Origin of the sequence: Blastomonas sp. RAC04, assembly GCF_001713435.1 — a bacterium.
GTDB classification, from domain to species: domain Bacteria; phylum Pseudomonadota; class Alphaproteobacteria; order Sphingomonadales; family Sphingomonadaceae; genus Blastomonas; species Blastomonas fulva.
This window is the reverse complement of the sequence record NZ_CP016460.1, coordinates 2,871,817-2,885,750: the sequence shown is the minus strand read 5'-3', so window position 1 is coordinate 2,885,750 and position 13,934 is coordinate 2,871,817. Positions and strand designations below refer to the sequence as shown.

Sequence of the window (13,934 nt, the reverse complement as noted above, 5' to 3'; positions counted from 1 at the left end):
CGTAAGGGCCGCGACTGTCATTTTTGACACTTGAGGCAAACCTGTCCGCCGGTCATTTTTGCGCAACATGAGAAAATGGTGCGGACACGAACCGCAGCAAAAGGGGAGGCATTGATGAAGGTATCAACCTATCTGTCGGTTTCGGCATTCGCGCTGGGCCTTGCAACGCTGGCGGCACCTTCGGCTGCGCTGGCGCAGGATCAGGCGCCAGAGGGCGCCGAGGTAGCGCAGGAAACCGGGCTTCGCACCATCGTTGTCACCGCGCAGCGCCGCGAGGAATCGCTGCAGTCGGTTCCCGTCGCGGTGTCCGCGATCGATGCGCAGGCGCTTGCCACCGGCGCGGTGGACGACCTTCGCGACTTTGCCGGCCGCGTCCCCGGGCTGGTGGTCGATCCGGTCAATGCCGGGCCTTCGGCTGCCGCCATCGCCATCCGCGGCATCAGCTTCGAGGATATCGAAAAGAGCTTCGATCCCGCGGTCGGCGTCGTGGTCGACGATGTCTTCATCGGCACCAATACCGGGCAATTGCTCGATGCGTTCGATCTGGAATCGATCGAGATCCTGCGCGGACCGCAGGGCACATTGTTCGGCCGCAACACCATCGGCGGCGTGATCAACGTCCGCCGCAGCAAGCCCACCGGCGAATGGGGCGTGCGCGCCTCGATCGGCTATGCCGAGTACAACACCATTCGCGGACGCCTTGTCGTCAACACCCCGATGATCGGCGATTTCCTCGCGCTCAAGGGCTTCTTCTTCTACGACAACACCGATGGCTATCTGCGCAACGCGACGCAGAACAATCGCCGCACCAACGAATACGAGGTGTGGACCGCAGGCGTCACCGCGCTGATCACGCCGAGCGACAACATCGAGGCGGTGATCACCTATGAGCACATGGAGGAAGACGGCGAGGTCGCCACCGCCAGCGTGTCCAACGACCGCGACCTGATCTGCCTGCAGGTGCCGGTGCCGGGTGTCGGGCTGGTCCGCGCCTTCCAGATCCCGGGCAACCAGTGCAACCGCACGCCCACCAACAGCCGCCAGCTCTACACCGTGTTTGGCAATATCCAGACCCCGGTGCGCAACAAGACCGACGCGATCAGCGGCACGATCAATATCGAGCTGGGCGATTTCACGCTGACCTCGGTCACCGGCTGGCGCAAGAACAACGAGAGCGTGCGGCAGGATTTCGACTCCGCCTCGATCAACTTCTTCGATACGCTGCGCATCCAGAAGTACGAGCAGTTCAGCCAGGAAATCCGCTTTGCCGGCGACGTCACCGACTGGATGGATATCGTGCTGGGCGCCTATTATTTCGACAGCCAGTACACGCTGCGCCAGACCTCGTTCTTCGGATTTCTCGGCCCCAATGCCAGCGCCTTCCAGCTTTCGATCGGCGATTCCAAATCCTATGCCGGCTTTGCCGATGCGCGCTTCAAGCTGTCCGACAAGCTCACCTTCGGCGTCGGTGGCCGCTACACCCGTGACGAGAAGGCGCTGGTCACCAACTTTGCGCTCAGCCCCACCGGCGTCTGCCCGGTCGGCTTTGCCGGGATCACTGCAGCATCGTGCGTCGGGGCGGAGGATTTTGGCGAGTTCACCTATCGCGCCAGCCTGGACTATCAGTTCGAAGGCGGGCAGCTGGCCTATGCGTCCTATTCGCGCGGCTTCCGTTCGGGCGGCTTCAATGGTCGCGCCGCGACGCCGACCGCGATCGGCCCCTATCAGCCGGAAATCGTCGATGCCTATGAAATAGGCCTGAAGGCGGATTGGCTCGACCGTCGCCTGCGCACCAACATCGCGATCTTCCAGACCGATTATTCGGACAAGCAGGAAGAGCTGGTGCGTCCCACCCTGGCGCCGTTCAACGCCATCCAGGCGCAGGAAACCATCGTCGAGAACGCCGCCTCGGCCCGGATCAAGGGTATCGAGCTGGAAATTGTCGCGTTGCCGATCGATGACCTCGCGTTCAACTTCTCGGCGACCTATCTCGATGCCAACTACCAGAATTTCGTGCGCGGTGGCATCGACGTGTCCGATCTCGACCTGCGCCGTGCGCCGAAATATGCCTGGTCCGCCGGTTTCGATTACACCCGCCCGGTGGGTGATGGCGAATTCCGCTGGAGCACCATCTTCCGCTATGTCGACAAATACGCGACCTGCATCGTCACCGATGGGGCGCTGCAGGCGCAGGGCATCATCACCAACGAGCGCCGCTGCGAATCCTCTGAGCGCGAGATCCTCGATTCGACCCTGTCGTACAAGCACGACTTCGGCGGTGCGAACGTGACGTTCAGCGTGTTCGGTCGCAACCTGCTCGACAATCGCGGCCTGTCCAGCACGCTGCCGGTGGCCGGTCTGTTCACCTTTGCCGGTGTCCGTCCGCCCCGTCAGCTGGGCGCTGAAGTGATGCTCGAATTCTGATATACTGTCGCCCGCCATCCATTTGCACGGATGGCGGGCCCAGTCCCTAGACCACACCAACACGGGATCGCGACCGCGCAAGATATGGCCAAGCCCTTTCCGCCTCACCCCTATCTTCACGGCCATCATGCCCCCAACCGTTTCGAGGCCGACGCGCCCGATCTGGTGATCGAGGGTGAAATCCCCAAGGATCTCGCAGGCGTGTTCTATCGCAACGGGCCCGAGCCTTTGCACCCCACGCGCGGCGACGAGTATCACTGGTTCGATGGCGACGGCATGGTCTATGGCTTCTTCATCGAAGAGGGCCGCGTCTCGATGCGCAACCGCTGGGTGCGGACCGAGAAGTTCGAGCTCGAAAAGGCCGCAGGCGAGCGCCTGTTCGGCGTGTTCGGCAATCCGATGACCGCCGACCCCTCGGTGCAGGGCAAGCGTTACAACACCGCCAACACCAACATCATCATCCATGGCGGTAAATTGCTCGCGCTGATGGAGGGCGCGCCGCCGGTGGTGCTGAACCCGCGCGACCTTTCGACCATCGGCGAGGATCATTATGGCGGCACCATCTCCACCACCTTCTCCGCGCACCCCAAGATCGATTACGCCACCGGCGAGATGATCAACATCGGCGCGATGATCAACGGGCCGATGGGGGCTGCGGAGATCCGCTACGACGTGATCGACCGCACCGGCACGCTCACCCGCAGCCAGGTGATCCCGGTGCCGCACATGAGCCTGATGCACACCTTCTTCGTCACCGAAAACTGGGTGGTGTTTCCGGTGCTTCCGATCGACACGGACCTCGGCCGGTTCATGCGCGGCGGGCCGATGACCGCCTGGGTCAACGACCGTCCGTCGAAGATCGCCTTGATGCCGCGCCACGGCAGCGCTGACGATGTTCGCTGGTTCGAATACGAGCCGCGCCACATGTTCCACGAACTCAACGTCTGGGAGGAGGACGGCCGCATCATCGCCGATGTCGCCGCCGCCAACGGCACCGCTCTGTTCCCCGACGAAACCGGGGTTCGCGCGACGCATTCGGGCACCCGCCAGAGCCTGCGCCGCTGGACCATCGATCTCAACGCCAACACCGACGTGATCCGCGAGGAAGTGCTCAACGAGCGCGACCTTCAGTTCCCGCGTCCCGACGACCGGCTGATGACGCGAAAGACGCGGCAAAGCTTTGCCAACATCAACCTGGAATCGCGCGATGCCCGGGTCGAGGGGCTGGATGCCGCCTTGCGCTTCGACACCGTCACCGGCACGGAGGACATCTACCATTTCGGCAAGGGTGCAGCGGCGGGCGAGCTGATCTTCGCACCAAGGCTGGGCGCAAAGACCGGGCCCGAGGGTGAGGCGGACGGCTATGCCATGACCTTGGTCCACCGCGCCAATGCGCCGGGCAGCGAGCTTGCGATCTTCAACGCGCTCGATATCGCCGCAGGCCCCATCGCCCGCGTGCTGGTGCCGTTCCGCGTGCCCAGCGGCTTCCACTGCAATTTCTACCCTGCAGACGGCGATCTCTATGCCCGCGCGCTGGCGCACTGAGGGCCCGTGAGCATGATCGCCGACATGGTCGCGCGCGGCGCGGCCGCCACGCCCGACAAGCCCGCGCTGATCCAGGATGACGAGACGCTGAGCTATGCGCAGCTCGACGATCTGGTCTGCCGCTGCGTCGCTGCGCTCAAGGCCAGCGGCATCGGCAAGGGGGACCGGGTGGCATTTCTGGGCCTCAACACCATCGATTACGTGATCCTGCTGATGGCGAGCTTGCGGATCGGGGCGGTGACGGTCGCGGTCAACTGGCGGCTGGTGCCGCGCGAGATCGCCTATATCGTGAAGGACGGCGGGGCACGCTTCCTGCTGACGCAGAGCGCGGTGCTGGACAACGCGCTGGCGGTGCGCGCCGAGGCGGGACTGGCGACGATCCTGCTGGGCGATGGCGATTTCGAGGGTCGCGCGACTTTCCGGCAGTGGGTGCAAGGCTTTGATCCGGACCGCTCGCTGGCCGATCTGGCCGATGGCGATGTTGCGGTGCAGTTGTACACCTCGGGCACCACCGGTCACCCCAAGGGCGCACTGCTGACGCATGGCAGCCTCACCGCTTCGCTCAGCCAGGGGCGCAAGATCGGCGAGGACTGGGCGGCGTGGCTGGCAAGCGACGTCTCGCTGGTGGCGATGCCGCTGTTCCATATCGGCGGCACCGCCTGGGTGATGCAGACGCTCAACGGCGGCGGCACCGGGGTGATCCTCGCTCAGCCCGATGTCGCGGTGATCATCGCGGCGGTGCAGAAGCACGGCATCACCAAGATGTTCGCGGTGCCTGCGGTGCTCAACATGATCCTCAATCACCCGGATGCACAGGGCGCGGATTTCAGCTCGATGCGGGTGCTGCCTTATGGCGCCTCGCCGATCCCGCTCGATGTGCTCAGCCGCTCGATGCAGATGTTCCCCAATGCGCAGTTCGTCCAGATGTACGGCGCGACCGAGACCAGCGGCACGATCGTCTATCTGCCGCCCGAGGACCATGATGTCGCGGGAACGCCGCGCATGGCGGGTTGCGGCAAGCCGTTTCCCGATGTCGAACTGCGCATCGTCGGCGAGGACGGGCAGGACCGCGCGGCGGGAGAGGTGGGCGAAGTCTGGGTGCGCGCGCCGCTGGTGATGGCGGGCTATCACAACCTGCCCGACGCCAATGCCTCGGCGTTCGTCGATGGCTGGTACCGCACCGGGGACGCAGCCTATGTCGATGCCGGCGGCTATCTTTATCTGTTCGACCGGGTGAAGGACATGATCGTCTCGGGCGGAGAGAACATCTACCCCGCCGAGGTCGAGAACGCGCTGCATCACCACCTTGCCGTGCGCGATTGCGCGGTGATCGGCGTGCCCGATGCCCGCTGGGGCGAGGCGGTGAAGGCGATCGTCGTGCTGAAGGATGGCGAGAATGCCGATGAGGCGGGGCTGATCGCTTTCGCGCGCGAGCATATCGCCGGGTTCAAATGCCCCAAGAGCGTGGATTTCATCACCGAACTGCCGCGCAACCCTTCGGGCAAGGTGCTCAAGAAGGAACTGCGCAAGCTCTATTGGCAGGAGGGCGAACGGCAGATCGGTTGACGCGAGAAGTCTTGGCAATGCCGTAGATCAGCCGGTCCCCCGCGCAGGCGGGGGTCCATCTCCCGACCGTTGTGCCGGGTGACAGCTTAGGAGATGGGCTCTCGCCGTCGCGGGAGACCGGAAATTTTTGGGAGACGACAATCATGACCACCACCCGCCAATGGCTGATCGCAGGCCGCCCGCGCGGTCGCCCGGTTGAGGATAGCGACTTCGAGCTTGTGACCAAGGACCTGTCCGCGCCCGGCCCCGGCCAGATGCTGCTCAAGACGCATTATCTCGCTTTCGATCCCGCGCAGAAGGGCTGGATGGAGAACATCGCCGATTATGTCGCGCCGACCGAGATCGGCGAGGTGATGCGCGGCTCTGCGATTTCCGAGGTGATCGAATCGAATGGCGGCAAATTCCCGGTCGGCACGATGGTGATCGGATCGACCGGCTGGACCGAATATCACCTCTCCGATGGCGAGGGGCTGGTGCCGTGCGATCCCGCGCTGCCACCCACCGCGATGATGTCGGTGCTCGGCACCACGGGGCTGACCGCCTATTGCGGGCTGTTCAAGATCGGCAAGCCGGTGGCGGGCGATACCGTGCTGGTCTCGGGCGCGGCAGGGGCAACCGGATCGATCGTCGGCCAGCTCGCCAGGATCGCGGGATGCCGCGTCGTCGGCATCGCGGGCGGGCCCGAGAAATGCGCCTGGCTGGTCGAGGAGGCGGGCTATGACGCCGCGATCGACTACAAGGCGGGTGGCCTCAAGGCCGCGATCAAGCAGCATTGCCCGAACGGTGTCGATGTCATCTTCGACAATGTCGGCGGCGCGATCCTCGATGACATGCTGGCTCATATCGCGACGAACGCGCGCGTTGTCATCTGCGGTGGAATCAGCCGCTACGAGACCGGGCAGATGCCCGCCGGCCCGCAGAACTATTTCAACCTGATCTTCCGCCGCGCGACGATGACCGGGTTCATCGTGCTCGACTGGGCGGCGGAATTCCCGCTGATCCGCAGGCGGCTGGCCGGGCTGGTCAAGGATGGCAGGCTGACCTATCGCGAGGATATCCAGCACGGCTTCGAGAACGCGCCGCAGACGATGCAGCGATTGTTCTCCGGCGCCAATCGCGGCAAGCAGATGCTCAAGCTCTAGCCAATTCTCCACACAGGAGGGCACCCAACTCTCGCGAAGGCGGGGGCTGGCTGCTGCGCACGCGGCACCCTGATGGCAAACCGCGCAACTTTGTTGCATCGCAATATTATTAAGATGTTCTCAAGCTACTGGTATAGAACGATATTTTCGCAACATGCATAAACTGCAACCGAAGCTGCAAAAATAGCATTCGCAAATGCAACATTTCTCTTTGCAACCTATCAATCGCGCACTTAAGTACAGCGTGTAACCAACCAAAGCCCTGTTCAGGGGCCAATCCCTCCCCAAGATTGAAAGGAATGCTACCCATGACCATTCGTGCTTCCGCCCTGATCGGCGCCGTGCTTCTCGCAGCTACCGCTGCTCCCGCTTTCGCTCAGGACGATGCCCTGATCTCGAAGAACCAGACCATCTACGACGCCGAAGGCAAGCGCGTCGGCAAGGTGACCCGCGTTCTCGAGGACGGCTCGGCCCTGGTCATCTACAAGGGCAAGGTCGTGCGCATCGGCGCTGCGACCCTGACCGCAGACGAAGGCAAGGTTTCGACCTCGCTTTCCAAGAAGGAACTCGCGCGTCTGGATTGATCCGTCAATCCATTCGCCGACCGGCCATGTGCCGGAAGGTAAGGGGCGGGAAAGCACGACGGTGCTTTTCCGCCCCTTTTCATTTGCGGTGAAACCCGCTTAGGGTTGCGGCATGAAACTGACCGGACCTGCATCGCACAGCTTTTTCTCGCAGCGGCTCAAGCTGCATTATGCCGACTGGGGAAACCCCGACAAGCCGCCGCTGATCCTGGTGCATGGCGGCGAGGATCACTGCCGGTCCTGGGACTGGGTGGCGGGCGAGCTGATGGCCGACTGGCATGTCATCGCGCTCGATCTGCGCGGACATGGGGATTCGCAATGGACCGCCGACGGCAATTACCCGATCATGAACTTCGTCTACGATCTGGCGCAGCTGGTCGAGCAGTTCGGCTATGAACAGGTGACGATCGTCGCGCATTCGCTGGGTGGCAACACTGCGCTGCGATACGCCGGGCTGTACCCGGAAAAGGTGCGCAAGATCGTCGCGATCGAGGGTCTCGGCCCCAGCCCCAAGATGGTGGAAGAGCGCGCGCAGACCCCGATCGACGAGCACTGGCGCAAATGGTTTGCCGACAAGCGGGCACGGGCGGCGCGCAAGCACCGCGAATATGCCAGCTTCGAAGAGGCGCTGCAGCGCATGCACGCCGAAAACAGCTATCTGACCGCGGAGCAGGCGCGGCACCTGTGCGAGCATGCGGTGATCCGCAACGAGAACGGCACGTACAGCTGGAAGTTCGATCCGCACATCCGCGTCTGGCCGATCCTCGACATCACCACCGATCAGATGCAGGCGCTGTGGCAGCGAATCACCTGCCCGACCTTATTGTGCTGGGGCGAGAAGAGCTGGGCGTCCGACCCGGAGGCCGATGGCCGCATGGGGCTTTTCCATAACGCTCGCCTCGCCAAGTTTTCCGATGCGGGCCACTGGCTGCACCACGACCAGTTCGACCGCTTCATGGCCGAGTTGAAGGGGTTCTTGTGATGCAGCAGGCAGACGATTTCCTCACCGAATGCGATCGCATCCATGCACTGCTCGCACCGCTCGACGATGCCGCGCTGGCAACGCCGACTGCGTTCAAGGGCTGGACGATCGGCGATGTCATTGGCCATCTGCATGTCTGGAACCAGGCGGCGCAGATGTCCTTGAAGGACGAAGACGCGTTCAAGGCGTTCATGGGGCAGGTCGGCGGGATCATCCGGTCTGGCGGCGATCTGAATGCGTTCGAGCGCGTCTGGCTTGATGGCCTCGCCGGTCAGGCGCTGGTTGACGCCTGGGCCGAGACCTACTGGGCCACCGCCGCCGATTTCGCGCAAGCCGATCCGGCGCAGCGCGTGCCCTGGGCGGGGCCGAGCATGAGCGCGCGGTCGTCGATCACCGCGCGGCTGATGGAAAGCTGGGCGCACGCGCAGGCAATTTTCGATGTGCTGGGCGTCGAGCGCGAGAATGGCGATGGGATCAAGAACATCTGCGTACTGGGGCTCAACACCTATGGCTGGACGTTCAAGAACCGCAGGCTGGATGCGCCACAGCCGGTCCCGCAGCTGCGCCTCACCGCGCCTTCGGGCGAGGTCTGGACGTTCGGCGAACCGGCGGACGGCGAGTTGATCGAGGGCGATGCGGCGGAGTTCTGCCAGGTCGTCACGCAAACGCGCAACATCGCGGATACCGCACTCAAGGTGACAGGGGCGAACGCGACGGCGTGGATGGCCATCGCGCAATGCTTTGCAGGTGCTCCCGTCGATCCGCCTGCACCTGGGGTGCGGAAACGGATAAGCATCTGAAACAGGAGACGATTCGTCTTCATCGCTTTGGCGGTTAGACACCAGGGCGTGTAGGCTTGCTGGCTGGCGGGCTGGGATCGGTCGGCCGCTTCGGTATCGACTGCCGAAGGCAATGGCGGGTCCAGCCATCCTAAGCGGTCGCTTATGCCCGGCAATATAAGCAGAGAGCCAATGGCGCTGCGGCGAGGCGATTGCGAGATGTGGCGGGTCAGCGGCTTGCTGTGCTCCCCGGAATTGAAGGGCGGTTGCTGACACCTTTCAGCAAGGAGAGTGTCATGATCGATCACGCCGCCCCCGGCCGTCGCTGGGACCCCATCGTCAGAATCACGCACTGGACGATTGCCATCGCCGTGCTAGCCAATGCCATCGTGACAGAGGAAGGCGCCGCCGCGCATATCTGGGTGGGTTATGGTCTTGCGGCCATTCTCGGGCTGCGCCTGCTGTGGGGTATTGTCGGCCCTGCCGAGGCGCGATTTTCTGCCTTCTGGCCGAGTCCCCGCAAAGCGCTGGCACATGTGCGCGATATCCGGGCGGGAAATGTTACTCGCCATGCCTCGCACAATCCGCTCGGCGCGATGATGGTCTTTGCAATCTGGGGCTGTCTGCTCACGATTATCGCCACCGGAATTACCCTGGCCGGACCTGTGCCATGGGCTGGCACCGAGTATCAGCAGGAGCAGCACAGCGTTTCTGCGGGGCACGGCCGGCAGAGCAAGGTCGAAGAGGTCGAAGAGGGCGAAGAGGGCATGCTCGGAGAAATCCACGAGACCGCCGCAAATCTGCTCTATCTCCTTATCCTCCTGCATCTGGCAGGCGTGGTGTTCGAGACACGGCGCAGCGGCAAGCAGGTTGTGATGGCCATGTCGCCGCTGGGGCGATAGGCAAGGCTAATGAGCGCAAGGACACGCATACGCGAACGCAAGGCCACGGGGATCAGCATCCTAGTGGCTTTGCAGGCGCTCGCCTGTGCGTTTTTCCTTGCCGATCTGGCAAGCGACGTAATGACTGACGGGATCGGCCTGCATCTGGCGATCGAGATGATCGCTGCTATTGCCCTATTAGCCGCAGTGGTCCTGGGCGCGATGCGAGTGCGCGGCCTGATCACCGCAGCACGTCGGGACGAGGCTGCCGTGGCCACAGCGCAAGGTGCGCTGGGCGAACTGATCCGCCTGCGGTTCGAGGAATGGCAGCTGACAGCCGCTGAGGCTGATGTCGCCCTGTTCGCTCTGAAGGGCTGTGATATCAGTGAGATCGCAAGGCTAAGAGGGTCAGCCGCTGGTACCGTCAGAGCTCAGCTTGCAAAGGTCTATTCCAAGGCAGGGGTCGAATCCCGATCTGGGTTGATCGCATTGTTTCTGGAAGACCTGATTGCTCTCCCGGACAAAAGCAGTCGGGTACTGGGCGGATAACGCAGCGAGCAATGTCTGCGCCGCAATTCGCGCGATTGCTTCAGCCCGTCCGCTCCTTCTGGAGAGCGGGCTTCACCCCCGCCTTGGCATCCTGAACGGCAGCATCAGCTTCACAACCCCCTTTTCCAGCCGGTCGAGCGACAGGCTCTCGTGCACCGCCTCGGCCTGCTCGCCGAACAATCGGGTCTTGAGCGCGGTGCGCGAATAGAAGGGCGTGTCCTCCCAGGTGCGGCGGATTTCGACCGGGGCCCCGGCATCGGCGCGGGTGATACGCGGCATGCGCCAGAGGGTCTTGGGTAGCACGCGCTCTGGGGGCAGTTCCACCTCGCTGATCGTGCCGTTGTCGGCAAAGCGCAGACCCATGGCAAAGCGCGAATCGTCGCGGCGCTGGCCTTCGTAGAGCACCACCGAATCGCGTGCCAGATGCGCGCGCGACCAGTGCCAGTCGGAAAAGCCGCGTTCGAGTGGTTCGACACCGGCGTTGCTGTCGATATAGCCCTCGCCCTTCCAGCTGAGCGAAGGGTTGTCGAGCTTGACCTCGACGACCGCGCGCGGCGCGATCGGGCGCCAGGCGTGGTTCCCTTCCGCATCGAGCGGCCACAATGTCTGCGGCATCACCTTGGGGAACACCCGGATGGTGCCGCGTACCTTTTTGGGGAGCGGCGCGGTGATCTCCGCCAGATCGATGCGCAGGCTGTCGCCATCCCAGTGCATCGAGCTGGGGCCGATCACCAGATTGTCGTGATCGCGCGCAAGGTGGCTGCGGCCCCGCTCGGTCATGCACCAGCCGCCGCGCGGGCCATACAGCGCGACGTTCATCGCGATGTGGTTGTCCGGATCGCCGCGCCCCGACCAGTGGTAATAAGGCGAGAACACGCTGCCGATGAACGCGATGATCGTCAGACCATGCTTGCCGTCGTCACTCAGCGCGTCGATGTACCACCAGGCATAGCCACCCGCCGGGACGATCGCATCGAAGGCAGGTCCGCAAGCAGCCGCTCTGCCGCCAAGCGGCCGGAGAGACTCGCCATCGGGATCCCGGCGCCGGGGTGAATTCCACCCCCGGCCAGATAGAGCCCCGGCAAACGGCTCGCTGCCCCTGGCCGCTGGAAAGCCGCCTTCCATCCATGAGTCGCCCGGCCGTAAAGCGCGCCGCCCGTCGCCGGGAACAAACCCTCGTAATCCGCTGGCGTCACCAAATGCGAGTTGTCCGCCGTTCGGTCGATCGTCAGGCCACAATCCTCCAGGAAGCCGAAAACTTGCCTCTCGCATTGGTCGATCTCCGTCTGTGAACTTTGGAATGTGTCGCCATTGGCTGGCGCATTGACGATAAGCTGCAGTCGTTCGGCCCCCGGCGGCGCGCGCGCCGAATGGTCGTCGCGGTCCTGCGCGCAGATATAGATGGTGGGCGCCTCGGGCACCTGGCCGCGCTTGAAGATCGAATCGAACTCGGCGCGGTAGTCGTTCGAGAAGAACACGCTGTGCCTGACCAGAGGGAAGCCCGAGGTCTTCGCGTTGATCAGCCAGGTCATGCTGGAGAGCGACCGCTGCTTGGGCGGCACCGGCGGCACCGCGCGGCGCACGCCACCGCCCAGCCGCCCGATGTTGAGCGCGGCAGGATCGCCGTTGAACACGATCGCGCGCGCGCGGATGACTTCGCCGGATTCGAGCCGGACCCCTGCAGCGCGGCCATGCTCGACCACGATCTCGGAGATCGGCGCATCATAGCGGAACTGCGCGCCGTTGCTGCGGGCAAGCTCTGCGATGGCGGTGGCGATCGAGTGCATGCCGTTGTCGGCAAGCCAGACCCCGTCCTGCTCGACATGCGCAATCAGCATCAGGGTCGCGGGCGCGACAAAGGGCGACGACCCGCAATAAGTGGCATAGCGCCCGAACAGTTGCTGCAGCCGGGGATCGGCAAAATGCCGGCCCAGCGCCTTCCACATCGCCTGATAGGGGCGGATCGCCATCGTCTCGGGCAGGCGCTTGAGGCCGATGCGCGTCACCAGCGAGAAGGGGGTAGGGGCGGGTGCCTCCAGATACGGCTCGCGCAGCACGTTGAAGATGCGTGCCGCCTCGGCGCAGAAGGTGCGGAAACCCGCGGCATCCTTCGCGCTGAAATACTCGCCGATCGCTGCCTCGCTGGCCTGGACATCGGCGAGCAGATCAAACGGAGCTTCGGGGCCCCATGCGTGGCGGGCAATCATGCTCGCCGGGGTGAGCGGGATCGCGGTCGCCAGATCGCCGCCGCAATCGGCAAACAGCCGGTCGAAAACCCAGCGCATCGTGAACACCGTCGGCCCGCCATCGACCGGGCGGCCCGCCGCCATCACCTCGCGCAACTTGCCGCCGGGGGTGGGCTGGCGTTCGACCACCAGCACCGGCTCGCCCGCCGCAGCCAGCAACGCCGCCGCGCTCAGCCCGCCGACGCCCGCGCCGACGACAATGATCGGCTCATGACGCATGGGAACGTCCGTCGGAAAAAGCGCGGTTCATGAGAGGATGCTAGCAGGTGTCCATAAAGTTTGACAGTTAATTGTCAGGGTCAATGGACATGTACCAAAGGGCGTGCCTTGGTCCATTCTTGGTCCCCTGCGAAGGCAGGGGCCCATCACTGGACCCCTCCACGATCAGCCAGTGGTGCGCGTTGTGCGGCAGCAGGAGATGGGCCCCTGCCTGCGCAGGGGACCGGTGAGGGTCAGGTGCTTTTGGACAACATACCGCGCCGCATCAGATCGGCGATGTGCACCGGGAACGACAGCATCAGCGGCAGCGCGATCAGCGGCCAATCCGCGCCGGTCAGCGCGCCGCGCAGCGCGATCACGATGAACACCGCAGGGCCCAGCGCCAGCGCGACATCGAGCGGCTTGCCGCCGCGCATCACCAGCCAGACGAACTCCGCCGCCAGCACGGCAAGGATCAGGTCCGCCGCATGCCCGCTGGCGAAAAAGGCGGATACCGCGTCCATCTCAGCCGAACGGGCTGTTGAGCTGGACGATGGCATAGTTGAGCGCGGCGGCGACGCTGACCCAGCCGATATAGGGTAGCAGCAGCCACGCGGTCAGCTTCGAGAAGCGCCCGCAATAGACGATCAGCACTGCGATCGACAGCCACAGCGCCGCAACCTCGATCAGCGCCCAGTCGGGTCGCTGCACGCGAAAGAACAACAGGCTCCACATCACGTTGAGAAAGCCGTTGAACGCGAACAGCCCGATGACATTGGTGCGTGCATTGCGCGTCGGCGCGGCGCGCCAGGCGGCGAGCGAGGCCAATGCGGCGAGCGCGAAGATCAGCGTCCAGGCAACTCCGTAGAGCCAGCCCGGCGGGGCCCAGCCCGGTTGGTTGAGCCCCTGATACCAGGGCCCCAGATCGGTGATCGTCGCGCCGCCCGCGGCCACGATCAATGCCGCCATCGCCGCCAGGATGACGGGCAGAAAACCTTCACGATGCATTCGGCTTCAGCCTCCCAGCTGCAAAAATCA

The 13,934-nt window shown here is 64.0% G+C and carries 13 protein-coding genes; 9 read left to right on the top strand and 4 right to left on the bottom strand.

Features of this window, described 5'->3' with window-relative positions; all coding sequences use genetic code 11:
- The first annotated feature begins 114 nt into the window (after positions 1–114).
- The 9 genes from BSY18_RS14460 (at position 115) to BSY18_RS14420 (ending at position 10,452) form a co-directional block, all read left to right on the top strand.
- Positions 115–2,424, top strand: coding sequence for a TonB-dependent receptor (locus tag BSY18_RS14460; protein WP_069050974.1), 2,310 nt, complete (start codon positions 115–117; stop codon positions 2,422–2,424).
- An 84-nt stretch (positions 2,425–2,508) separates the two neighbouring features.
- Entirely contained in the window at positions 2,509–3,969 is a 1,461-nt protein-coding gene (locus BSY18_RS14455) for a carotenoid oxygenase family protein (RefSeq protein ID WP_069050973.1), read from the top strand.
- A 12-nt stretch (positions 3,970–3,981) separates the two neighbouring features.
- Entirely contained in the window at positions 3,982–5,535 is a 1,554-nt protein-coding gene (locus BSY18_RS14450; RefSeq protein ID WP_069050972.1) for a long-chain-fatty-acid--CoA ligase, read from the top strand.
- A 143-nt stretch (positions 5,536–5,678) separates the two neighbouring features.
- Positions 5,679–6,677, top strand: a complete 999-nt coding sequence (locus tag BSY18_RS14445) for an NADP-dependent oxidoreductase (RefSeq protein WP_069050971.1) — start codon at positions 5,679–5,681, stop codon at positions 6,675–6,677.
- 308 nt (positions 6,678–6,985) lie between these two features.
- On the top strand, positions 6,986–7,261 hold the full coding sequence (locus tag BSY18_RS14440) for a hypothetical protein (RefSeq protein ID WP_054135769.1): 276 nt from the start codon (positions 6,986–6,988) through the stop codon (positions 7,259–7,261).
- A gap of 112 nt (positions 7,262–7,373) precedes the next feature.
- Positions 7,374–8,243 (top strand): alpha/beta fold hydrolase, encoded by an 870-nt coding sequence (locus BSY18_RS14435; protein ID WP_069050970.1) that lies wholly within the window; start codon positions 7,374–7,376, stop codon positions 8,241–8,243.
- The gene (locus BSY18_RS14430; RefSeq protein ID WP_069050969.1) at positions 8,243–9,043 is read left to right on the top strand and encodes a TIGR03084 family metal-binding protein; all 801 of its coding nucleotides are present in this window, start codon (positions 8,243–8,245) and stop codon (positions 9,041–9,043) included. Before BSY18_RS14435 ends, BSY18_RS14430 begins: the two co-directional genes overlap by 1 nt.
- 275 nt (positions 9,044–9,318) lie before the next feature.
- A complete protein-coding gene (locus BSY18_RS14425) occupies positions 9,319–9,924 on the top strand; it encodes a cytochrome b/b6 domain-containing protein (protein WP_069050968.1) in 606 nt (201 codons plus the stop codon).
- 9 nt (positions 9,925–9,933) lie between these two features.
- The gene (locus BSY18_RS14420) at positions 9,934–10,452 is read left to right on the top strand and encodes a helix-turn-helix transcriptional regulator (RefSeq protein ID WP_054135765.1); all 519 of its coding nucleotides are present in this window, start codon (positions 9,934–9,936) and stop codon (positions 10,450–10,452) included.
- 72 nt (positions 10,453–10,524) lie between these two features.
- Here the strand turns inward: BSY18_RS14420 and BSY18_RS14415 are convergent, their stop codons facing one another.
- The 4 genes from BSY18_RS14415 to BSY18_RS14400 form a co-directional block, all read right to left on the bottom strand.
- The gene (locus tag BSY18_RS14415) at positions 10,525–11,328 is read right to left on the bottom strand and encodes a hydratase (protein ID WP_083231472.1); all 804 of its coding nucleotides are present in this window, start codon (positions 11,326–11,328) and stop codon (positions 10,525–10,527) included.
- 47 nt (positions 11,329–11,375) lie between these two features.
- Positions 11,376–12,917, bottom strand: coding sequence for a 1-hydroxycarotenoid 3,4-desaturase CrtD (gene crtD, locus BSY18_RS14410; protein ID WP_069050967.1), 1,542 nt, complete (start codon positions 12,915–12,917; stop codon positions 11,376–11,378).
- Positions 12,918–13,150: 233 nt separating this feature from the next.
- A complete protein-coding gene (locus BSY18_RS14405) occupies positions 13,151–13,420 on the bottom strand; it encodes a hypothetical protein (RefSeq protein WP_150126298.1) in 270 nt (89 codons plus the stop codon).
- Position 13,421: 1 nt separating this feature from the next.
- On the bottom strand, positions 13,422–13,904 hold the full coding sequence (locus tag BSY18_RS14400; RefSeq protein ID WP_054135763.1) for a TspO/MBR family protein: 483 nt from the start codon (positions 13,902–13,904) through the stop codon (positions 13,422–13,424).
- Positions 13,905–13,934 lie beyond the last annotated feature (30 nt).